The organism is Desulfosudis oleivorans Hxd3 (genome assembly GCF_000018405.1).
Lineage (GTDB): Bacteria > Desulfobacterota > Desulfobacteria > Desulfobacterales > Desulfosudaceae > Desulfosudis > Desulfosudis oleivorans.
In genome coordinates this window covers 2,448,386-2,469,021 of record NC_009943.1, presented here as the reverse complement: position 1 = coordinate 2,469,021, position 20,636 = coordinate 2,448,386, and the positions used below count along the sequence as shown (strand labels likewise).

Below are 20,636 nucleotides of genomic sequence, written 5' to 3'. Positions count from 1 at the left end.
CTATTTTTTAAAGATGGCGCCGGTATTGGCCGACGACACCTGGTCGGCGTATCGCGCCATGTAGCCCCGCGTAATTTTGGGAGCGGGCCGGTTCCATCCGGATAGCCGGTTCTGAATCTCGCCGGCGTCCAGTTTCAGACCGATCTTCTTTTTGGGAATGTCGATGGTGATCGTGTCCCCTTCCTTTACAACGGCAATGGGACCGCCCTCCATGGCCTCGGGCGACACATGACCGATGGCCGCGCCCCGGCTGCCGCCGGAAAACCGGCCGTCGGTGATCAGGGCCACGGTGCTGTCCAGTCCCATGCCGGCCAGGGCCGACGTGGGGGTGAGCATCTCCCGCATGCCCGGACCGCCCTTGGGGCCCTCGTAGCGGATGACCAGCACGTCTCCCTTCTTGATTCTGCCGTCCATGATGGCGGTGGTGGCATCTTCCTCGGAATCAAACACCCGGGCAGGGCCTTCGTGGACCAGCATCTTATCGACAACCGCAGACTGCTTGACCACGCATCCATCCGGCGCAAGGTTGCCGAAAAGGACGGCCAGGCCGCCCTGGGCATGGTGGGGGGTTTCCAGGGTGCGGATCACCTGGCCGTCCGCGTCCCTGGCCGACGCGATATTTTCGCCGACGGTTCTGCCGGTGACGGTCAGGCAGTCAGGATCAATCAGCCCGCTTTTCCGGGCAAGCTCTTTTAAAACAGCCTGAATGCCACCGGCCATGTTCAGGTCTTCGATATGGTTGGGCCCCGCCGGGCTCAGGGAGCAGAGGTGGGGGGCGATGCCGCTGATCTCATTGATCAGGTCCAGGCTGATGGAGACCCCGGCTTCGTGGGCAATGGCCGGCAGGTGCAACACGGTGTTGGTGGAACATCCCAGGGCCATGTCCACGGCCAGTGCGTTGCGGAACGCTTTGGCCGTCATGATTTTGTCCGGGGTGACGCCGTTTTTAAGAAGGTCGAGAATCCGCATGCCGGCCTGCTTGGCCATGCGCACCCGTTCGGACATCACCGCCGGCACCGTGCCGTTGCCCGGCAGGCCCATGCCGATGGCCTCGGTCAGGCAGTTCATGGAGTTGGCCGTGAACATGCCGGAACACGATCCGCAGGTGGGACAGGCCGCGTCTTCGATGATGGCAAGTTCTTCAGGGGCCATTCTGCCGGATTTGACGGCGCCCACGGCTTCGAACACGGTGATCAGGTCCACTTTTTTTTCGGGCTTGCCGGGATACCGGCCCGCCAGCATGGGGCCGCCGCTGATGAAGATGGTGGGCAGGTTGAGCCGGGCCGCGGCCATGAGCATGCCCGGAACGATCTTGTCGCAGTTGGGAATCATCACCAGTGCGTCAAAGGCGTGGGCCGTGGCCATGATCTCCACGGAGTCGGCGATCAGCTCCCGGCTGCCCAGAGAGTATTTCATGCCGATATGGTTCATGGCAATGCCGTCGCACACGCCGATGGTGGAAAACTCCACCGGCGTGCCCCCGGCCATGTAAACCCCGTCCTTGACGGCCCGGGCGATTTTGTTCAAGTCCGCGTGGCCGGGTACGATCTCGTTGGCCGAATTGACGATGCCGATAATGGGCCGTCCGATTTCCTCATCCGTATAGCCGATGGACTTGAGCAGAGAGCGATGGGGCGCCCGTGCCAGTCCCTCTTTCATTGAATCGCTTTTCATAAAGCATCTCCTTTTTCGGGTAAAAAAAAACCGTTATCAGAGGGCTGATAACGGTTTTTTTAAGGTGTATCGTGTTGCTAAGCCATTATCAGCCTATTTGCCCGCCCGGAGCAGAATAGCGCCTACCAGGAGGCTAATGAGTCCAATGTTTACACCGAAGACTGCGCTGATAATGGTTTGCTGTTTCATCTAAATTAGACCTTCTTTCATATGAATGAACCTATTATCATCAACATTTTTCGGATGTCAAGGCTATTTTTGCGGTTTTGCAATTAAATTTGCTATAAAATCGGCATCCTTGTTTCAGTAGAGTTCATACCGTACCAGGCGCCCGTCCAGGCCACCGGCCCGCAGGGGCAGTTTCCATGCGGTCTTGAGCCCCAGGTTCTTGATGTAGTCCCTGTCACCGAAGTATATCCAGGCGGTGGACCCCCGGCATTTCTGTTTGAGAAAGTCCCCAAGGCATTTATAAAAAAACCGCAGGTCCCGGTCTCTGCCCATGCGAATGCCATAAGGCGGATTGGTTATAATGAGCCGGTTTTCCAGTTCCGGAATATCGAGAAACGCCTGCTGGGTAATGGAAACCCGTCCTCCGTAATGGAGTCCCATGAGGTTGGTTTTCGCGGCAGTGACCGCGGCCGGGTTGACGTCGCTGCCCGCGATCAGGCCCTCGGGAATCTCCGTGATTTCTGCATCCGCTTCCTTCCGGACCTGCTGCCAGAGCACCGGGTCAAAGTCGGGCAGTATCTGGAAGCCAAAGGCACCGCGCAGAATGCCGGCCGGAATGTTGCAGGCCGCCATCAGGGCTTCACACAGGAGCGTGCCGGACCCGCACATGGGGTCGTAAAGGGGGGTCTTTTTGTCCCACCTGGAAAAATGGAGAATGGCGGCGGCCACGGTCTCCTGCATGGGCGCGGAGACACTGAGCTCGCGGTAGCCCCGCTTGTGAAGCGCCTCTCCCGAGGTGTCCAGTGAGATGATGGCCCGGTTGTCCAGAATCGTGACATCCACGCGAACATCCGGATTGCGGGTGTCCACATCAGGTCGCTGCCGGCCGGTGTTTTCAGTAAAATAGTCGGCAATGGCATCCTTGAGGCGAAGGGTTGTATAGCGGGCGTCGGTGATATCGCTGTTCACAACGTCCGCGGTAATGGCAAAGGTCCGGCCCTTTATAAAGAAATCTTTCCATGGCAGGGCTTTGCCGGCGCTGTAAAGATCGTCGGTGTGCCGGCAGGGGAAAACCGCCAGAGGGGCAAGGCATCGGGAGAGCAGGCGGGAGGTGTAGTTGATTTTATACAGGGTGGCCCTGTCCGCTGAAAAGCGGATGCCCCGCGGGGTCGGTTCAATATCAGCGGCGCTCAGGTCGGCCAGTTCCTGAATGCCCGCCGCCTTGAAGGACTCCTCCACCCGGGCCACATACCAGTTCTCCTGCTGATAAACATAGGCCGACGGCTGGTGACCGGGGGCCTGTTTTCTGAGTCGTGTCTTCATTTTATATCTTTGTTTTGTTTCTCGTCATTATTGTCCCAAAACAGTTTTAATCATGGCGGGACATATCCCCGGTTGTTTATCGAAATCGCTATCGGTATCGGTATCGAAATCGAATTGTCTTTACAGCGGCGCTATCAAAGATTATTTCCCTTATCCTGTTTATCCGTGTACTTTTCTTGGCGGCAAGAAAAGTACCAAAAGAACCGGCCCGTGCAGCTTGGCCTTCGGCTTCCCTCGCACAAACGCTTTTTTCGGCGCGGGCAGGAACTCGCCCGCTTCGCGGTGCTCAAACAGCTTGCCCGCTTTTTCCGAAAAAAGCATTTGCGCTCGGCTGCGCTGCAATGGGCGGGGCCTGCCATTGATGCCCCGACGTGGTGTATAAAAGATTTGCTTCTCCAGAGATAACTTAGTTTTCAGCCTTATCCCCGCAATTTTTAAATTCAGATGGTTATAAAGCGTAAAAGTCCTTTTGGGAACTATTTTGGACACCATGCCCTTGTCTTAGCGCCGCCACCGGCCCGGAATTCACCTTTTTCAGGCGCCGCACACGCGGACTGTGCCGGCCGGTTCTCTTTTCGCACACCTTGCGCGCTAAATCCACCTTTTTCACTGTTTCAGCGCACTTTGAGAAGGATTAACGGAAAACCGGCGCTTTTTCCAGCCGTCGCTCGAACGATACCGCGGGCCGGAAACAGGGCCGGTGAAAAAGTGTTGCCATTCAGGCCAAATAGTGCAATTATTCGCAAATTATGCATATGTATCATTGTTTCTTTATCATTTTAAATAGTTACTGAGGCAGCGCATCATGTTAAAAAGTGGAAGCATTCGGGCCGCGGTGGTAGGGGCCACGGGATATGCCGGGGCCGAGCTGGTGCGACTGCTGGCCGGGCATTCGGATGTCACGATCACCGCCATTACGTCCCGCCAGTATGCCGGCGTCCCTTTTAACCAGGTCTATCCGGCGGTGGGAACAGCCGTTTCTCTGGTGTGCGAGACGTTTGCGCCGGAACCCATCTGTGAGCGGGCCGATATCGTTTTTACCGCGCTTCCCCACAAACTGCCCATGAGCATTGTGCCGGAACTGCTGGATCGGGGCGTGCGGGTGGTGGACCTGTCCGCCGACTTCCGGTTTTCCGATGTGGCGGCCTATGAACGCCATTACCAGGCCCACACCGCGAAGGAACTCTGCAAAAAGAGCGTTTACGGGCTCTGCGAGGTCTATGGGGAAAAGATAAAAAAGGCCGATCTGGTGGGCAATCCGGGCTGTTATCCCACCAGCGTTCTGCTGCCGCTGATTCCGCTGGCCAGGGCCGGGCTGGTCGATACGAAGATGATCATCGTGGATGCCAAGTCCGGTGTCAGCGGCGCGGGCCGGTCCCCGTCATTGGGGGTCCACTTCTGCGAGGTGAACGAATCCTTCAAGGCCTATAAAGTGGCGGCTCACCGCCACGCACCGGAGATGGAGGAGATTCTGGGCGAAGCGGCCGGGACACCGGTCTGCCTGACCTTTGTGCCCCACCTGGTGCCCATGACGCGCGGTATGCTGTCCACCATTTACGTGAACCCGGAACAGGCGGTGTCCGAGCAGGATGTTCGTCAGTGCCTGGCCGATTATTACAAGGGACGGCCTTTTGTCCGCCTGTGCGGGGAGGGGGCCTTTCCGGAAACCCGTTTCGTGCGGGGCACCAATTTCTGCGACATCGGCGTTCGCCTGGATACCCATGCCAACCGCCTGATCCTGGTCTCCGCCATCGACAACCTGGTCAAGGGGGCCGCCGGCCAGGCGGTTCAGAACATGAACCTCATGTTTGGTGTTGACGAGGGCCGGGGGCTTGATATGATACCGTTTCCGGTGTGACGCCGGTCAACGCGCCGGGTGTGTTCAGATTTCGATTTGACGGTTGGAGCGTGTGATATAAATAAACGATGGATGAAAGGAGTGTAGTCATGTCTGCAAAACTGATTAAGGGAACCGAGATTCGGGAAGAGATTTTAAAGGAGATTGAGGCCGAGGTAAAGGAGATCAAGGAAAAACACGGCAAGGTGCCGGGGCTGGTGACCATCCTGGTGGGTGAGAGCCCGGCGTCCATTTCCTACGTAACCCTGAAGATCCAGACGGCCCACCGGGTGGGGTTCAAGGAGGTCCAGGACTCCCAGCCCGTGGATATTTCCGAAGCCGACCTGCTGGCCCTGATCGACAAGTACAACAAGGATGATTCCATTCACGGTATTCTGGTGCAGCTGCCCCTGCCCAAACATATTGATGAGAAGAAGGTGCTCAACGCCATTGATCCGGACAAGGACGTGGACGGCTTCCATCCGGTGAACGTGGGCCGGCTGATGATCGGCGGCAGCGAAGTCAAGTTCCCGCCCTGCACCCCGGCCGGTATTCAGGAGATGATCGTCCGGGCCGGCGTGGAGACCAGCGGCGCGGAAGTGGTGGTGGTGGGCCGCTCCAACATCGTGGGCAAGCCCATTGCGAACATGATGCTGCAGAAGGGCCCCGGCGCAAACGCCACGGTGACCGTGGTCCACACCCGGACCAAGAACATGGATGAACACTGCAAGCGGGCCGATATTCTGATCGTTGCCGCCGGTGTGCCGGGCCTGGTCAAACCGGAGTGGATCAAGCCGGGTGCCTGCGTTATTGATGTGGGCGTAAACCGGGTGGGAGAAAAACCCAGCGCCAAGGACCCGAACAAAATGGTTGCCATTCTGTCGGGGGATGTGGATTTTGACGCGGCCAAGGAGATTGCCGGTTCCATCACACCGGTTCCCGGTGGCGTGGGCCCCATGACCATTACCATGCTCATGCTCAACACCTTGAAGTCCCTCAAGTTCAAGCTGGGCCTGATCTAATATCCACCGACCGGCGCAAAGGAACCGCAAATCCTTTGCGCCGGTTATTTTTTCGGTTGACAAGAACCGGATAAGAAGGTAAAAGACGGTTTTATCTTTGCTGAGCGGGAATAACTCAGTGGTAGAGTGCGACCTTGCCAAGGTCGAAGTCGCGGGTTCAAATCCCGTTTCCCGCTCCATTTTTTTTGGCGGCATAGCCAAGTGGTAAGGCATCGGTCTGCAAAACCGACACTCTCCGGTTCAAATCCGGATGCCGCCTCCATCAACTTCCTTCGCTTCGCGCCGTCACCGTCAAAGGCAGGAGCGGGCTTCTCACATTTTCCGATGATAAACGAATCCTGGATTTCCATAGTACTGGGCGCCTGCGTGGATGCCGGCCGGGCCATCCTGAAGGTCTACGACTCAGACTTTGCCGTGACGCACAAGGCCGATGATTCGCCCCTGACCCTGGCGGACCAGGAGGCCCACCGTATCATCGCCGATCGTCTGCGAAAAACCCGTGTGCCGGTGTTAAGCGAGGAAGGCCGGAGCATCCCTTTTGCCGAGCGTTCGTGTTGGGAACAGATGTGGCTGGTGGATCCGCTGGACGGCACCAAGGAGTTTGTCAAACGCAACGGCGAATTCACGGTGAACATCGCGCTGGTGGAAGCGGGCCGCCCGGTGTTCGGCGCCATCTTCGTCCCTGTCCGGCAGGTGCTGTACGTGGGAGGGCAGGGTGCCGGTTCCTTCCGGCTGGACGATGCCGGTGCCATTGCAGCCGCCGGTTCCGGCGAGCTGGAGCAGTGGCAGGACCTGGCGGATTGCGGCAAAAAGCTTCCCTTTCATGCCGGGCCCGCCTCTCCTTTGACCGTGGTGGGCAGCCGGTCCCATCTGACGCCGGAGGTTGAGTCCTTTGTGGAAAAGTTGAAGACTTCCCACGGTGAGGTGCTCTTTGTGCCGGCGGGCAGCTCATTGAAGCTGTGCCTGGTGGCTGAAGGCCGGGCCCATCTCTATCCCCGCCTCGGTCCCACCATGGAGTGGGACATCGCCGCCGGTCATGCGATTGCCGAAAATGCGGGGGCCCGTGTTTATTGCCACGACACCGGCGGCCCCATGGTATACAACAAGGAAAACCTGTTAAACCCATGGTTTATAGTGGAAGGCGCCGGGTTCCGGTCCGGCGAAAAAGGCAAATGATCATTCCCGTTGTTCTTGCCGGCGGCTCAGGCACCCGCCTGTGGCCCCTTTCAAGGGAACTTTATCCCAAACAGCTCATGGCCCTTGTGGGGGACCGGACCATGCTGCAAAGCACCCTGGAACGTCTGTCCGGCGTGAATGACATGGGAGCGCCCATCGTCATCTGCAACGGGAATCACCGGTTCATGGTGGCCGAGCAGCTTCGTCTTTCCGGCATCACGCCCCGGTCCATCATGCTGGAACCGGTGGGCCGGAACACGGCCCCGGCCATTGCCGTTGCCGCCCTCACGGCCGTGGCCGATCATTCCAACCCAATCCTGCTGGTGTTGCCGGCCGACCACTTTATCGTGGGCATTCCCCGGTTTCACGACGCCCTGAATGCCGGGCAGCGCCACGCGGACGAGGGGGCGCTGGTCACTTTCGGCGTGGCGCCCACAACACCGGAAACCGGTTATGGCTACATTAAAAAAGGCGACCCGGTCTCCGCCGGTCAAGACCATTCTCCTGAGACTGAGGGTGCGGCCCGTATTGAGGCGTTTGTTGAAAAACCGGATGCCGAAACGGCCCGGGCCTATCTTCGATCCGGCCGGTACTTCTGGAACAGCGGCATGTTCATGTTCCGGGCCGCGGACATTCTTGACGAGATGCGGCAGCAGGTGCCGGAGATTGTCGCTGCCTGTGAGCAGGCACTCTCCTCGGGATGCCGGGACCTTGATTTTTTCAGGCTCGATGCTGATGCCTTTGCCCGTTGCCCCTCTGATTCCATTGACTACGCGGTGATGGAAAAAACCGATCGGGGGGTCATGGTGCCCCTGGATGCCGGTTGGAACGACCTGGGATCCTGGGAGGCTCTGTGGCATACGGGCGAAAAGGACAAAAGCGCCAATGTGATATCCGGGGATGTGGTGGTCCATGATGTTTCCGACTCTTATCTTCGGTCCACATCACGGCTTTTGGCCGCCGTAGGGCTTTCCGGCCACGTGGTGGTGGAAACCCCGGACGCGGTGCTGATCTGTCCCCGGAACCGGACCCAGGACCTGAAGCTTATCGTCGACACGTTGAAGGCCGGGAGCCGGGCCGAGGCCATGGTCCACAAGACCGATTATCGGCCCTGGGGAACCTGCGAAACCCTTGTGGTGGGCGAGCGTTTTCACGTGAACCGGCTCACTGTAAAACCCGGCCAGCAGCTTGCTCTTCAGCGGCACACTCTCCGGGCGGAGCACTGGGTGATCCTCTCCGGCACCGCCCGCGTGACCAAAGGGAGGGATGCTTTCACCGTGACCGCTGATCAGTCGGTCTATATTCCCGAAGGCGTGGCCCATCGGCTTGAAAACGCTGGGGACGGGCCCCTGGAAGTGATCGAGGTGCAGACCGGAACCGCCATCCAGGATACCGACATCGAGCGGCTGGAAGATGTGTACGGCAGAAAGTGATCAGAGACCACATATATTATATGGAACTGGCGCTGGTGGAGGCCGGAAAAGCCCGGGACATGGATGAGGTGCCGGTGGGGGCGGTGCTGGTTTCTCCTGACGGGAAAGTGCTTTCGGCGGACCACAACCGGCCCATTGCTGAATGCGATCCGTCGGCTCATGCCGAAATGCTGGTCATCCGCCGGGCCGCCCGGCAGGCGGCAAATTACAGATTGCCAAACACCACCCTCTATGTTACGGTTGAGCCCTGTGTCATGTGCATGGGTGCTGTTATTCACGCGCGAATCGGAACCGTGGTGTTTGGGGTTCATGACCCGAAATGGGGCGCGGCCGGGTCGCTGTATGACTTTACGAAACATTCAGCACTGAACCACAGCCCCGCCGTTGTTGCGGGGGTGTGCGAAGATGCCTGCCGGTCTATCCTGCAGGCTTTTTTTGAGCAAAGACGCGCTAAACATTGATACTGAAGCTAAGTTGAAGGAGTTGAACGTGGCCAATATCGTTGTGGTGGGAACCCAGTGGGGAGATGAGGGAAAGGGCAAGATCGTTGACCTGCTGGCGGCGTTTGCCGATCTGGTGGTGCGGTTTCAGGGCGGTAATAATGCCGGCCACACCCTGGTGGTCAACGGGGAATCATTTATCAGCCACCTGGTGCCCTCGGGCATTTTGCAGGGCAAGATGTGTCTGATCGGCAACGGCGTGGTGGTGGACCCGGCCGTGCTCACTGAGGAGATGGCGGCCCTTCGCAGCCGGGGGGTGGCCGTGATCCCGGAAAAATTCAAAGTCAGCGCCAGTGCCCATATTATCATGCCTTACCACAAAACCATCGATCTGGTCCGGGAAGAGGCCAAGGGACATGAGAAGATCGGCACCACCGGCCGCGGCATCGGCCCCTGTTACGAAGACAAGGTGGGCAGAAACGGGCTTCGGTTTGTGGATATGCTGGACCTGCCGGCCTTCAGGGAGAAGATGGCCCGGCAGGTCAAGGAAAAAAATCTTTACCTTGAAAGAATGTTCGGCGCCGCCCCCCTGGACGTGGACGGGGCCGTTGCCGAGTACGTGGGATACGCCGAGACCCTGGCACCTTATATCGCCGATGTGTCACGGATTCTTGCCGACGCCTCGGACGAGGGTCGACAGGTGCTCTTTGAAGGGGCCCAGGGCACCTACCTGGATATCGATCACGGCACCTATCCCTATGTCACCTCTTCCAACACGGTGGCCGGTAACGCCTGCTGCGGTTCCGGCATCGGCCCCCGGGACCTTTCCGGCGTGCTGGGCATTGTCAAGGCTTACACCACCCGAGTGGGGGAAGGCCCTTTTCCCACCGAGCTGTTTGACGATGTCGGTGACTTCATGCAGCGTACCGGCAGCGAGTTCGGCGCCACCACCGGCCGAAAGCGCCGTTGCGGCTGGCTGGACGCCGTTATGCTCAAAAGCGCGGCCCGGCTGAACGGCCTGACCGGCCTGGCCATCACCAAGCTGGATGTGCTGACCGGTCTTGACACCCTGGAAATATGCACCGCCTACCGATATCAGGGCAAAACCCTTTCCGATTTTCCCGCAGATGTAAAAACCCTTTCCCAGTGCGAACCGGTCTACGAAGCAGTGCAAGGGTGGCAGGAAGATATCTCCGGCGTCCGGTCCGCAGCCGATCTGCCCGATGCGGCCCGGCGTTATCTGGACCGTATCACGGAACTGGTAGGCGTGCGGGTGGATATTGTTTCCGTGGGTGCGGGCCGTGACCAGACCGTGGTTATCAATAACCCTTTTGCTTGATGTTGCCGCCGCTTCCGGCAATGGACCGGATGAGCCGGACCGGCATGGCGCATGCCGTTGTGGCTCACGGAAAAGGGGGCCGGTTCCAGACAATTTTCATTGACAATCCGTTCAAGGTTATTTAAAACTTCAGGCACAAACGACAAGTCGGGACGTGGCTCAGTCTGGTAGAGCACAGCGTTCGGGACGCTGGGGCCGCTGGTTCAAATCCAGCCGTCCCGACCAATTCAATCAAGTCGTTGTGGCCAGCCAGCCGAATGGATGGTTGCGTCTGGTGGGGGAACAAAATCGGGGGATATGCGGGCCTTTGCCCGGAACGACACCATGGGTACCGGGTGTCGACGACATCGGTGCCCCTGTTCCCTGATCACTTATCAGTGGAGGACTATTGCATGAACCAGACCGAGGACGCCTATCCCATTGAATATGAATTTATGTTCGAAGACGGCAGCAGCAAGAGTTTTACCATTCGTCTGGACCCCGAAACCATCTCCATCCTACATCCCCGGCCCGAGGCGCCTCCCCCCTGGACCCGGCTCGAAAATGAACAGTGCCCCATCTGCCCGTTAGATTCACAGGAGCACCCCTATTGTCCCATTGCGGTAAACATCGCTGAACTGGTGGACGCCTTCAAAGAGTCCTTCTCCTATGATAACTGTGTGGTGTGCTGTAACACCCCGGAACGCTCCTGCAGCAAGGAGACATCCGTGCAGGAAGGGCTTTTTTCCCTTCTTGGCATTATTATGGCCACCAGTGACTGTCCCGTCATGGGGCTCTTCAAGCCCATGGCCCGTTTCCACCTGCCTTTTGCCACCATTCAGGAGTCCATGGTGCGTACTACCGCATTCTATCTGCTGCGCCAGTATTTCGCATACAAGCGCGGCACCCCCCCCGACCTGGAGATGAAAGAGCTGGATGCCCATTACGGGCGGGTCCAGAAGGTCAACCGCGGCATTCTCGACCGCATCGGCAGCGTGTCGGCAAAAGATGCCGACAGAAACGCCATCATTATTCTTAACTCCCTGGCACAGCTCTTTAACGTGGAATTTGAGGACAACCTGACCTCGGTGGAGTACCTCTTTACACAGGACGCAATGGACCGGGGCTGATCCCCCGTCTGGCAGCAGCCGGCATGCCCGTTCACCCCGGTGGAACTTGTGCCGCATGCGGACCGGCTGTCGTTCAAGCCAACCGGTTTTACCGTTGATACCCGGATTCTCCTCCCTTTTTTACGTTCATGACAGCAGTTTGTTTTACCCCTGTGATTGCCCGCGATTTAAAAAAGGGTGGCGTTGTTTTTTCCCTCGTTGTAAAATACCTGTTTACTGATAGGCAAAAGACCGCAGAACCAAATGATTGGCCGATTATGTGCGCATTTTAACCGGAGAACCACGGAGGTGGGCAATTGCACATAAGAAAACGGAGCATGATAATTTGCGCCGCTGTTATCGCAGTGGCGGTTGTTGTGTCGGCGCAAACGATTACTGTTGAAGCCGCCGGCGTCGCCCAGCGAAACCTGATTCAGGTGGCGCTTGGCCAGCAGTACCCCATTACAAAAATTGCCGCCGTCAAATCGGGCAAGCACAGCAGTGCCTATTATGTCGGCGCTATGTTTCGTGTGGCCGGTGTCGGTGATGTTCAAGGGGTCTGGCTGGTGGGGGGGGCCAAAGAACAGCCGGGAACACTTCTCTCCATCAATGAGCCGGCCCATCAGTATTCCGGCATGCGGTTGGCCAAAGAGACAAAAGCGGCCGCCTCCATGGAGGACCCGGAAGCAAAAGCCCTGCTGATCGCCCTGGACCGATAGAGAGGGTTCAGGACAAAAACTTTCACTACCAGGTGGCCGGAAAAACAAGCCTGACGTGACAGGTGCCGGATTATGCAGTGGAGAGCTGCTCCGGTGTAAGTTCTTTGTCCGCGTATGCCTGGTAAACTTTTTGTTTGATAAACATCCTGACGATATCCCCGTCGATGTGGCCGGCCGCCGCCATCTCCTGAAGAATTTTCAATGCCTGTGAAATGTGCATGGGCCGTTTGTAGGGCCGGTCCGGCGCGGTCAGGGCCTCGAAGACATCCGCAATGGCGATGATCCTGGCCTGCAGGGGAATCTGGTCACCGGTAAGTCCCAGAGGATATCCGGAACCGTCCAGCTTTTCGTGATGGGCCCCGGCATATTCGGGAACGTGGGAAAAACGGTCCGGAAAGGGGAGTTCCCTGGTGATGTTGATGGTCATCTCCGCATGCTGCTCCACCAGCCGCCGTTCCTCGTCCAGCAGGTTGCCCTTGAGAATGCTCAGGCAGGCAGCCTCGTTCTCAGACAACCAGGGGTAGGCGTTGCCGCCGATATGGTAGGTGCGGGCCGCAATCTCTCGGACCTGCTTTACCGCACGTTCATCCACCATGCCTTTGTTCGTGTTTACGGCCTTTAAAAGTTCCAGGCTTTCCAGTATCTCCGCTTTCCGGGCCTGGAGTTCGCGGTCCATGGCCTCCATTTTTTTAAGGGCCGCCGGACTGTTGTCGGTTTTGAGGAGGTCGATCTTGACACGCAGGTGGCGGTTTTCCATCAGCTGAAGGATCAGCAGAAACCGTGTTTCGATCAGGTGAATCCGATCAAAGACGCCTTCGAGTTTGTTGGTCTTGCTGACAATATGCTCCGGCGTGGTGATTTTGCCCACGTCATGCATCCACGCGGCAATGCGCAGTTCTTCCATTTCGTCATCGGTGAAGCGCATCTCTCCAAAAGGACCGGTGTTGGTGCCGTGAATCGCTTCGGCAACATCCATGGTCAGGCTTACCACCCGGTTGATGTGCCCCCCGGTAAAAGGGGATTTGGCATCAATGGCCGTGGCAATGCTTTTGATAAATGCGTAGAAAAGAGCTTTGAGATCTTCGATCAACTGGGTGTTGGTCAGCGCGATGGCCGCCTGGGAGGCCAGGGAAGCGACCAGCCCCACGATGTCCGCATGGAACTTCATGATTTCCCCGGTCTGGGGGTCCTTGGCGTTTAACAGCTGCAACACGCCGATAATCTTGTCCTCGTGGTTTTTTAACGGCATGACCAGCATGGATTTGCAGCGGTAGCCGGTGGCGGCGTCATACCGCTTGGTGCCGGAAAAATCGAACGCCCCGGCTTCATACACATCTTCGATGTTGACGCTTTCCCCGGTCAGGGCCACATAGGAGGAAACATTGGCATGGTTGGGGTTGCCCTGTTCGTCGGCCAGGGGAACGTTGGGCATTTCATCGGAAAGGTCGCCGCCTGCGCCGCCCTTTCGAATGTTCATGGAGTCGTTTTGAAGAATGGCAAACCGGAGGGACCGGCTTTTCTGCTCCACGATGTACAGGGTGCCGGCATCGGCGCTGGAAAGTTTCCGGGCCTCGTCCACGATCATCTCGAGCAGGGTGTTGAGATTTTTCTGGCCGGACAGGGCCAGGCCGATCTGGGCCAGTTTCTGAATGTGTTCAATCTGCCCTTCGGCATAAAGTTTCACTTCACGGACGACACTCTCCAGCAGGTGGCCGAGCTTTTTGTCTGCGGACAGTCGACTGACGTCAAGGTCTTCCGTTGAATTTTTTTGGGTCATGGCGCTTTCCGAAGTTAGGGTTGATTTACGGTAAAGGCGACAAAACCGGTGATAAACAACGATACGGTTGATTAATCACGGTAAATACCCTATTATCACGAACATGCTGCTTCGGCAACATCAAAGCCGAGACAAACCGTAATTTAATTTCATGCGAGGAAAAACATGGACCTCCAGGATCAGACCATCAAGGCGCTTTTGGACAGGGGGGTTGCCATTCCTGCACCGCACAGCATTGAAATCGACCCGGAGATTGACATTGAAAACATTTCTGCCTCCGGAGTGGTGATTCATGCCGGGTGTAAGATATTCGGCCGGTCGACTTTTATCGGGAAGAATGCGGTAATCGGGTACCAGGGGCCCGTGACCATTGACAGCTGCCAGGTGGGGCCCGGGGTTCGTCTTGAATCGGGTTTTTTCAGTAAGGCCGTTTTTCTCAATCACGCAAAAGCCGGGGCCAACAGTCATTTCCGGGAGGGGACCATTCTCGAGGAGCATGCCGTTACCGGGCACGGTGTGGGGCTCAAGCAGACTATCCTGTTCCCTTTTGTCGCCCTGGGCAGCCTGATCAATTTTTGCGACTGTCTCATGGCCGGCGGCACCGGCCCGAAGGACCACAGCGAGGTGGGCAGCGGATTTATTCATTTTAACTATTCCCCCAATCAGGACAAGGCCACACCGTCGCTCTTCGGTGACGTTCCCCGGGGCGTGATGCTGCGGGAAAAGCCCGTATTCCTGGGAGGGCAGGGCGGGGCCGTGGGGCCGCTGAGCGTGACCTTCGGCAATGTCACGGCCGCCGGCACCATCTGCCGGAAGGATGAAACCGGTACCGGCAAGCTGATCGTAGAGCAGGCGCTCAAAGGCGGCAGCATGCCCTACACGTCCGGGGTGTATCTGAACATCCGGCGGATTGTGGCCAACAATATCAATTACATCGCCAATCTCATCGCCTTGATGCGCTGGTATGAGTATGTGCGGGTCATGTTCACCGATCCGGTGAATTTCCCCGAGGCCCTGGTGAGTGGCGCCATGGAAAAACTGGAAGCCGGGGTGACGGAGCGAATCCGGCAGTTTGAAAGACTGTGTGACAACATGCCCCGGTCCATTGCCATTTACAAGAACAAGAAGGGGGACAGTGCCCTGGCATCTCTTGTGTACCAGAAAGAGGAGTTCTACGAGAAAAAAGATGTCCTGGTGGAACTGCTGCACTACCTGTTGAAGAACGAGGGAGGAGATGAGAGTATTCGGGACGATTTTCTAAGGAGCATGGAACCGGTGCTCTACGATCACGACAGGGAATACATCAAGGTGATGCAGGCCATAGACTATCATGATGCCGCCAACGGCACTGTATGGCTGCGGTCTGTGGTGGACAACGTGGTGGACCGGGCCGGAGACGTGCTGCCCTCTTTTGAGCTCATGGGCAGGTCCGGGGAGCCGGAAGCGTGACGGCGCGGCTTTTTGGCACCGACGGCATTCGAGGCGCTGCCAACTCCTGGCCCATGACACCGGAAACAGCCATGGCCGTGGGCAGGGCCGTGGCCCGGTTCATGACGGCAGACGGTCAATCCCCCCCCCGGATTCTGGTGGGTAAAGACACCCGGCTTTCCGGCGACATGCTGGAAAGCGCCCTGTGCGCTGGTATCTGCGCTTCAGGCGTGGACGCAATCCGCGTGGATGTGCTTCCCACCCCGGCGGTGGCCTACCTTACCGCCATGCTGAAAGCCGGCGCCGGCATCATGGTGTCGGCCTCTCACAACCCCTGGACCGACAACGGCATCAAGATTTTTTCCCACAAAGGGCATAAGCTTTCCCCGGTTCAGGAGGCCGAGCTGGAGGCGTTGATTCTCTCCCCGGAGCCGATGGCGGCCGCCAATCCACCGGTGCCCGGCCGGGTCTTTCATCTCATGGATGCCGAAGAACCTTATGTCGAATGCCTGAGCAACATCACCGCGGTCGGCTCCCTCTCCCTGGTATTAGACTGCGCCAATGGCGCCGCTGCTCGTGTGGCCCCCCGTCTTTTTCCCGATGCCCGCCTGTTGTCTGCTGATCCCGACGGGCGGAACATTAACGAAAACTGCGGTTCCGAGCACACAGAAGCGCTTCGGGCCGAGGTGGTGAAATACCGTGCCGATGCCGGATTTGCCTTTGACGGTGACGCCGACCGGCTGATCGCCGTGGATGAAACCGGGGCGCCGGTCACCGGGGACCGGATTATCGCCATCTGCGCCGGTTTCATGAAATCCGAGAACCTGCTGAAAAACAATACCGTGGTCAGCACCGTCATGAGCAACATCGGCCTGAACCGCGCGCTTCGGGATATGGGGATTTATCACGTGGTCACCGATGTGGGGGACCGCCATGTGACGGCGGCCATGCTGGAAAAGGGCGCCTCCCTGGGTGGCGAGGACTCGGGCCACATCGTTTTTTCTGATTACCAGACAACAGGTGACGGCCTGCTCACGGCCCTGATGCTCTGCCGGATCATGAACCATACCGGCAAGCCCCTGTCGGAGCTGGCCGCGTGCATGGATGTTTTTCCCCAGGTGCTGATCAACGTGAAAGTGGCCCGTAAACCGGACCTCGCCTCGGTGCCTGAGGTATGGCAGGTCGTCAGGGATGTTGAGGCCCGTCTTGGCCGGGAGGGGCGGGTACTGGTCCGTTATTCCGGCACCCAGCCCATGTGCCGGGTCATGGTGGAAGGCCCTTCGGAAGACGAAACCCGGCAATGCGCCGGGCAGATTGCCAAAGCAGTTGTGCAGGCCCTGGGATAAGGGAGGAACCTCTGGTTTTCTGTTGACACGCTTTTTTTGCTGGGATAAGTTGTCGTAACAATGCAGGCTGAAGCCCGCGATCAAATTGCAGCCATAAAACAATTTTCTAACCATTCGCCACGAAGGCATGTGTATCTGAAGATACACGGTTCGTGGCTTTTTTGTTTTCAAAGGAGCGTATCATGAGAAAAAGCGTTACTGCCGTCTGCCTGTCCCTGTTCCTGGTCTCTTTGATCTCAACCCGCGCCGGGGCCCATTTCGGTATGGTGATCCCGTCCGACTCCATGGTGATGCAGGCGGACTCAAGAACCGTCAATCTTGCACTTTCGTTTTCCCACCCCTTTGAGATGATCGGCATGCCTCTGGACAAACCGGCAACGTTTTTCGTGGTGGCCGGCGGCAAGCAGACGGACCTGAAGGAGACCCTCAAAGAGATGAACGTCATGGACCATGCCGCGTGGCAGACTTCCTACGCGGTCAAGTTCCCGGGCCTTTACACCTTCTGCATGGAGCCTGTGCCATACTGGGAGCCCGCTGAAGACTGTTTTATCATCCATTACACCAAAACGGTGGTGGCCGCCTTCGGAGATGATGAGGGGTGGGACGAACCGGTGGGCCTGAAAACAGAGATTGTGCCCCTCTCAAAACCCTTTGGTCTCTATGCAGGCAATGTGTTTCAGGGTATTGTGCAATTGGACGGCAAGCCGGTTCCCTATGCCGAGGTGGAGGTGGAGTATTACAACCGGGATAAAAAGGCCCATGCGCCATCCGACTACATGATTACCCAGACCATCAAGGCCGATGGCGCCGGTATTTTTACCTATGCTGCACCGGCTGCCGGTTGGTGGGGGTTTGCCGCGTTGAACAGCGCCGATTATCAGATGGAACACAAAGGCGAGAAAAAGGATGTGGAGCTGGGCGCGGTACTCTGGGTGGAATTTTCTTCCTGGCAGTAAGCCTGATTTAAAGGAAAGCGGTCGTGCATATTTCTGAAGGTATTTTATCGTGGCCGGTGCTGGCCGGGTGCGGGGCCGTGGCCCTGGCCGGCACTGCCGTGGGAATCCGGAAACTGGACCCTGAAAAGATTCCCCGCACCGGCATGCTGTCGGCGGCCTTTTTCGTGGCATCGCTGATCCATGTGCCGCTGGGGCCTTCCAGTGTTCACCTGATATTAAATGGCATGGTCGGTCTGATCCTGGGGTGGAGTGCCTTTCCCGCCATCTTTGTCGCCATTCTGCTGCAGGCGGTGCTGTTTCAGTACGGGGGCATCACCACGCTGGGGGTCAACACGATGATCATGGCGGTTCCGGCGCTGTTGAGCTATTATCTTTTCCGTCCCTTTGCCGGAAGAGGAGATTCTCTGGTGTTTGCCGGCGCCTTTTTGTGCGGCATGGTTGCGGTGCTGACCGGCGGGTTTCTGGCCGCGGTGGTGCTGATCTGGTCCGAGGAGCGGTTCCTTGAAGTGGCCCTGCTGATTGTTACCGCTCATCTGCCGGTTATGGTGGCGGAAGGCCTGATCACAGGGTTTGCGGTTCTTTTTTTGAAAAAGGTCAAGCCGGACCTGCTTGAATAAAAACAATTCATATCGGAGTCGTTATGAAAAGCGTGATCGGTTTTACGGTTGGAAGGCATGCCGTTTTCGGCATCGTGGCCGGCCTGGTCCTTTGCCTGCTGGGGATGGGGCCGGACCGGGCCCACGCCCATCGTGTGATGGTATTTGCCTGGATCGACGGCAACACCGTCCTGACCCAGAGCAAGTTCCCGGGTGACAGGCCGGTTTCCGTCGGCGACATTATCGTGTCGGACGCCGACGGGAAGCAGTTATTGAAGGGGACAACAGATGAACAGGGTCTGTTTTCCTTCGGCCTGGAGCAGATTCCCGCTCCGGGTCCGGTTACGATTTCACTTGTCGCGGGAATGGGACATCAGGCATCATGGACCCTGACAGAACCAGAAGTAGCACGGGCCATGGGCGCCGAAAAGCCGGAGCCGGATGATTCCCTACCGGTGAAGGAGAAAGCCGACGCCGAATCTGCCGGCACCGTTTCGCCGGCGGCCGCGGCAACCGGTACCCCGGAATCGGTGGTGTCTTCTTCTTCCTGCCTGACCGAAGCCCAGGTGGAGGGGATTGTTGAAAGGTCTCTTGAGCGGAAGCTGTCACCGGCAATGAACATGCTGGTGACCATTCAGGAGTCCATGGCCGTGGGCGTGGACGACGTGGTGGCCGGCATCGGGTATATCCTCGGCCTGGCGGGCATTGCCGCCTATGCCTACAGCCGGGGCAGAAAAGGATAAGAAACGGATGATCAGCGAACCCTTTGCCGCCGGCACCTCCTTTTTCCACCGCATGGAGCCCCGAATCCGCATTGTGTGCGCCCTGGTCTATTCTGTTGCCGTGGCGGTGTGTGTCTCTTTTCCTCCCGTTGTTTTCGCTCTGCTGTTTTCGGCCCTCATGACGGGGGCGGCCCGGCTTAACCCCGGCCTGCTGATTCGACGCGTCGCGGTGGTGAATATTTTTATCCTTTTTTTCTGGCTGGTACTGCCCTTTACCCATGACGGTGATCCGCTTTTTCATGTGGCCGGCCTGGCCGTCACCCGCCAGGGGGTGGCGTTTGCCGCCCTGCTGACCCTCAAATCCAATGCCATCATTCTTGGCATGGTGGCCCTGGTTGCCACCATGTCCTTTGTCACCATGGGCCATGCCCTGGGCCGGCTGGGGCTGCCGGACAAACTGGTGAACCTGCTGCTGATGACCTACCGCTATATATTTGTTATTGAAACGGAGTACGGGCGGATCATTCGGGCCGTTAAAATAAGGGGTTTTATGCCGCGCACCTCCCTGCATGCTTACAAGACCTACGCATATATTGTGGGAATGCTCTTTGTTAAAGCATCGGAAAGGGCCGAGCGGGTGTACGGGGCCATGCAATGCCGGGGGTTTAAGGGGAAATTCTATACACTCAGCCGCCTGCCGTTTTCCCGGGGAAGCTGGGTGTTTGCCGGAGTGATGGGGGGAATAATCGTCTGTATTGCGCTTCTGGAGATCTACGGAAATGGATGAGCATGAGCCACTGATTGAATTTTCAGGTGTCTGTTTTGCCTACCCTGACGGCCACCCGGTTCTCAAGGAGGTGGACTTCACCTTTTCAGCCCGGGACCGCATCGGTTTGCTGGCGCCCAACGGCAGTGGAAAGACCACCCTTTTTCACCTGATCATGGGCCTGATCAAACCCCAGGCCGGCACCATTCGGATTTTCGGCAAACCGGTTCAAAAGGAGCGGGATTTTGTGGCGGTCCGCCGCAGAATCGGGCTGCTGTTTCAGGATTCGGACGATCAGCTCTTCTGCCCCACCGTGCTGGAGGATGTGGCTTTCGGCCCCTTGAACATGGGCCGCTCACGCCGGGAGGCCGCTCAAATTTCCCGTGACATGCTTTTATCCCTGGGACTTGACGGATATGAGGACCGGATCACCTATCAATTGTCCGGCGGCGAGAAACGCCTGGTGGCCCTGGCTGCCGTGCTGGCCATGGAACCCCGCGTATTGCTTCTGGACGAACCCCTTACCGGGCTTGACGAAAAAACACGAGCCGTTATTTATCGTTATCTTCCGGCCTGTGGCCTGCCCTACATGATCATCTCGCACGATCTTGATTTTCTGCTCTCCGCCACAACCACCCTTTATACCCTGGAGTCGGGAAGATTGCTTCCCGATACCCGCATTCATATTCATCGTCATGAACATGCCCATGTGCTGGGGGACCGGCCCCACAAACACACTTAACGGAACCGTACACCATGTTCACTGGTATCACCATCATCAAATGTTGTAAAAAGTGTTGATTTTTGGTTTTTCATATTATATAGC

General features: G+C 57.6%; 19 protein-coding genes and 3 tRNA genes. 18 read left to right on the top strand and 4 right to left on the bottom strand.

The features are described from left to right. The 3 genes from ilvD to DOLE_RS10450 all read right to left on the bottom strand — a co-directional run bounded on the left by ilvD (position 1) and on the right by DOLE_RS10450 (position 3,657). Complete coding sequence (gene ilvD / locus DOLE_RS10460) at positions 1-1,674, bottom strand: dihydroxy-acid dehydratase (RefSeq protein WP_012175452.1); 1,674 nt, start codon at positions 1,672-1,674, stop codon at positions 1-3. A gap of 303 nt (positions 1,675-1,977) precedes the next feature. Beyond that, positions 1,978-3,165, bottom strand: a complete 1,188-nt coding sequence (locus tag DOLE_RS10455) for a THUMP domain-containing class I SAM-dependent RNA methyltransferase (protein ID WP_012175451.1) — start codon at positions 3,163-3,165, stop codon at positions 1,978-1,980. A gap of 159 nt (positions 3,166-3,324) precedes the next feature. Further along, positions 3,325-3,657, bottom strand: coding sequence for a hypothetical protein (locus tag DOLE_RS10450; RefSeq protein ID WP_041280500.1), 333 nt, complete (start codon positions 3,655-3,657; stop codon positions 3,325-3,327). Positions 3,658-3,970: 313 nt separating this feature from the next. Here DOLE_RS10450 and argC point away from each other — a divergent pair, with 313 nt between their 5' ends. The 11 genes from argC (at position 3,971) to DOLE_RS10395 (ending at position 12,219) form a co-directional block, all read left to right on the top strand. Beyond that, positions 3,971-5,023, top strand: coding sequence for an N-acetyl-gamma-glutamyl-phosphate reductase (gene argC, locus DOLE_RS10445; RefSeq protein ID WP_012175450.1), 1,053 nt, complete (start codon positions 3,971-3,973; stop codon positions 5,021-5,023). 89 nt (positions 5,024-5,112) lie between these two features. Beyond that, positions 5,113-6,024 carry a bifunctional methylenetetrahydrofolate dehydrogenase/methenyltetrahydrofolate cyclohydrolase FolD gene (folD, locus tag DOLE_RS10440; protein ID WP_012175449.1) on the top strand — a complete coding sequence of 304 codons (912 nt, stop codon included), beginning with the start codon at positions 5,113-5,115 and terminating at the stop codon, positions 6,022-6,024. Positions 6,025-6,128: 104 nt separating this feature from the next. Then, a tRNA-Gly gene (locus tag DOLE_RS10435) sits at positions 6,129-6,203 on the top strand. 8 nt (positions 6,204-6,211) lie between these two features. Beyond that, positions 6,212-6,286 (top strand) — tRNA-Cys (locus DOLE_RS10430). Positions 6,287-6,348: 62 nt separating this feature from the next. Next, positions 6,349-7,200: a 3'(2'),5'-bisphosphate nucleotidase CysQ gene (cysQ, locus tag DOLE_RS10425; RefSeq protein WP_012175448.1), complete on the top strand. Its 852-nt coding sequence runs from the start codon at positions 6,349-6,351 to the stop codon at positions 7,198-7,200. Further along, positions 7,197-8,633, top strand: coding sequence for a mannose-1-phosphate guanylyltransferase/mannose-6-phosphate isomerase (locus DOLE_RS10420; RefSeq protein ID WP_012175447.1), 1,437 nt, complete (start codon positions 7,197-7,199; stop codon positions 8,631-8,633). The genes cysQ and DOLE_RS10420 overlap by 4 nt, the downstream gene beginning before the upstream one ends. Continuing rightward, a complete protein-coding gene (gene tadA / locus DOLE_RS10415) occupies positions 8,630-9,094 on the top strand; it encodes a tRNA adenosine(34) deaminase TadA (RefSeq protein WP_332306746.1) in 465 nt (154 codons plus the stop codon). Before DOLE_RS10420 ends, tadA begins: the two co-directional genes overlap by 4 nt. A 28-nt stretch (positions 9,095-9,122) precedes the next feature. Next, complete coding sequence (locus DOLE_RS10410) at positions 9,123-10,412, top strand: adenylosuccinate synthase (RefSeq protein WP_012175445.1); 1,290 nt, start codon at positions 9,123-9,125, stop codon at positions 10,410-10,412. A 148-nt stretch (positions 10,413-10,560) separates the two neighbouring features. Continuing rightward, positions 10,561-10,637, top strand: a tRNA-Pro gene (locus tag DOLE_RS10405). A 167-nt stretch (positions 10,638-10,804) separates the two neighbouring features. After that, positions 10,805-11,521 carry a DUF6901 family protein gene (locus DOLE_RS10400; RefSeq protein ID WP_052294292.1) on the top strand — a complete coding sequence of 239 codons (717 nt, stop codon included), beginning with the start codon at positions 10,805-10,807 and terminating at the stop codon, positions 11,519-11,521. Between the two features lie 317 nt (positions 11,522-11,838). After that, complete coding sequence (locus DOLE_RS10395) at positions 11,839-12,219, top strand: hypothetical protein (protein ID WP_041280499.1); 381 nt, start codon at positions 11,839-11,841, stop codon at positions 12,217-12,219. Positions 12,220-12,289: 70 nt separating this feature from the next. On the opposite strand, the gene DOLE_RS10390 is transcribed toward DOLE_RS10395, so the two are convergent. Further along, the gene (locus DOLE_RS10390; RefSeq protein WP_012175442.1) at positions 12,290-13,996 is read right to left on the bottom strand and encodes an HD family phosphohydrolase; all 1,707 of its coding nucleotides are present in this window, start codon (positions 13,994-13,996) and stop codon (positions 12,290-12,292) included. A 165-nt stretch (positions 13,997-14,161) separates the two neighbouring features. Between DOLE_RS10390 and DOLE_RS10385 the strand changes: the two genes are divergently transcribed. From DOLE_RS10385 to DOLE_RS10355, 7 genes are all read left to right on the top strand, one after another. Further along, complete coding sequence (locus DOLE_RS10385; RefSeq protein WP_012175441.1) at positions 14,162-15,445, top strand: UDP-N-acetylglucosamine pyrophosphorylase; 1,284 nt, start codon at positions 14,162-14,164, stop codon at positions 15,443-15,445. After that, complete coding sequence (gene glmM / locus DOLE_RS10380; protein ID WP_012175440.1) at positions 15,442-16,770, top strand: phosphoglucosamine mutase; 1,329 nt, start codon at positions 15,442-15,444, stop codon at positions 16,768-16,770. The genes DOLE_RS10385 and glmM overlap by 4 nt, the downstream gene beginning before the upstream one ends. A gap of 182 nt (positions 16,771-16,952) precedes the next feature. Next, entirely contained in the window at positions 16,953-17,726 is a 774-nt protein-coding gene (locus DOLE_RS10375) for a DUF4198 domain-containing protein (protein WP_012175439.1), read from the top strand. Between the two features lie 23 nt (positions 17,727-17,749). Further along, positions 17,750-18,343, top strand: a complete 594-nt coding sequence (cbiM, locus tag DOLE_RS10370; RefSeq protein WP_012175438.1) for a cobalt transporter CbiM — start codon at positions 17,750-17,752, stop codon at positions 18,341-18,343. 23 nt (positions 18,344-18,366) lie between these two features. Beyond that, entirely contained in the window at positions 18,367-19,065 is a 699-nt protein-coding gene (locus tag DOLE_RS10365; protein ID WP_012175437.1) for a hypothetical protein, read from the top strand. A 7-nt stretch (positions 19,066-19,072) separates the two neighbouring features. Continuing rightward, positions 19,073-19,831 carry a cobalt ECF transporter T component CbiQ gene (cbiQ, locus tag DOLE_RS10360; RefSeq protein ID WP_012175436.1) on the top strand — a complete coding sequence of 253 codons (759 nt, stop codon included), beginning with the start codon at positions 19,073-19,075 and terminating at the stop codon, positions 19,829-19,831. Next, positions 19,824-20,552, top strand: coding sequence for an energy-coupling factor ABC transporter ATP-binding protein (locus DOLE_RS10355; RefSeq protein ID WP_012175435.1), 729 nt, complete (start codon positions 19,824-19,826; stop codon positions 20,550-20,552). The genes cbiQ and DOLE_RS10355 overlap by 8 nt, the downstream gene beginning before the upstream one ends. The last annotated feature ends 84 nt before the right edge of the window (positions 20,553-20,636 follow it).

Excerpts from the sequence above, each read along its gene's own strand:
- ilvD (WP_012175452.1), bottom strand. The coding sequence starts at position 1,674 with ATGAAAAGCGATTCAATGAAAGAGGGACTGGCACGGGCGCCCCATCGC.
- DOLE_RS10455 (WP_012175451.1), bottom strand. The coding sequence starts at position 3,165 with ATGAAGACACGACTCAGAAAACAGGCCCCCGGTCACCAGCCGTCGGCC.
- DOLE_RS10450 (WP_041280500.1), bottom strand. The coding sequence starts at position 3,657 with ATGGTGTCCAAAATAGTTCCCAAAAGGACTTTTACGCTTTATAACCAT.
- argC (WP_012175450.1), top strand. The coding sequence starts at position 3,971 with ATGTTAAAAAGTGGAAGCATTCGGGCCGCGGTGGTAGGGGCCACGGGA.
- folD (WP_012175449.1), top strand. The coding sequence starts at position 5,113 with ATGTCTGCAAAACTGATTAAGGGAACCGAGATTCGGGAAGAGATTTTA.
- cysQ (WP_012175448.1), top strand. The coding sequence starts at position 6,349 with ATGATAAACGAATCCTGGATTTCCATAGTACTGGGCGCCTGCGTGGAT.
- DOLE_RS10420 (WP_012175447.1), top strand. The coding sequence starts at position 7,197 with ATGATCATTCCCGTTGTTCTTGCCGGCGGCTCAGGCACCCGCCTGTGG.
- DOLE_RS10400 (WP_052294292.1), top strand. The coding sequence starts at position 10,805 with ATGAACCAGACCGAGGACGCCTATCCCATTGAATATGAATTTATGTTC.
- DOLE_RS10395 (WP_041280499.1), top strand. The coding sequence starts at position 11,839 with ATGATAATTTGCGCCGCTGTTATCGCAGTGGCGGTTGTTGTGTCGGCG.
- DOLE_RS10390 (WP_012175442.1), bottom strand. The coding sequence starts at position 13,996 with ATGACCCAAAAAAATTCAACGGAAGACCTTGACGTCAGTCGACTGTCC.
- DOLE_RS10385 (WP_012175441.1), top strand. The coding sequence starts at position 14,162 with ATGGACCTCCAGGATCAGACCATCAAGGCGCTTTTGGACAGGGGGGTT.
- DOLE_RS10375 (WP_012175439.1), top strand. The coding sequence starts at position 16,953 with ATGAGAAAAAGCGTTACTGCCGTCTGCCTGTCCCTGTTCCTGGTCTCT.
- DOLE_RS10365 (WP_012175437.1), top strand. The coding sequence starts at position 18,367 with ATGAAAAGCGTGATCGGTTTTACGGTTGGAAGGCATGCCGTTTTCGGC.
- cbiQ (WP_012175436.1), top strand. The coding sequence starts at position 19,073 with ATGATCAGCGAACCCTTTGCCGCCGGCACCTCCTTTTTCCACCGCATG.
- DOLE_RS10355 (WP_012175435.1), top strand. The coding sequence starts at position 19,824 with ATGGATGAGCATGAGCCACTGATTGAATTTTCAGGTGTCTGTTTTGCC.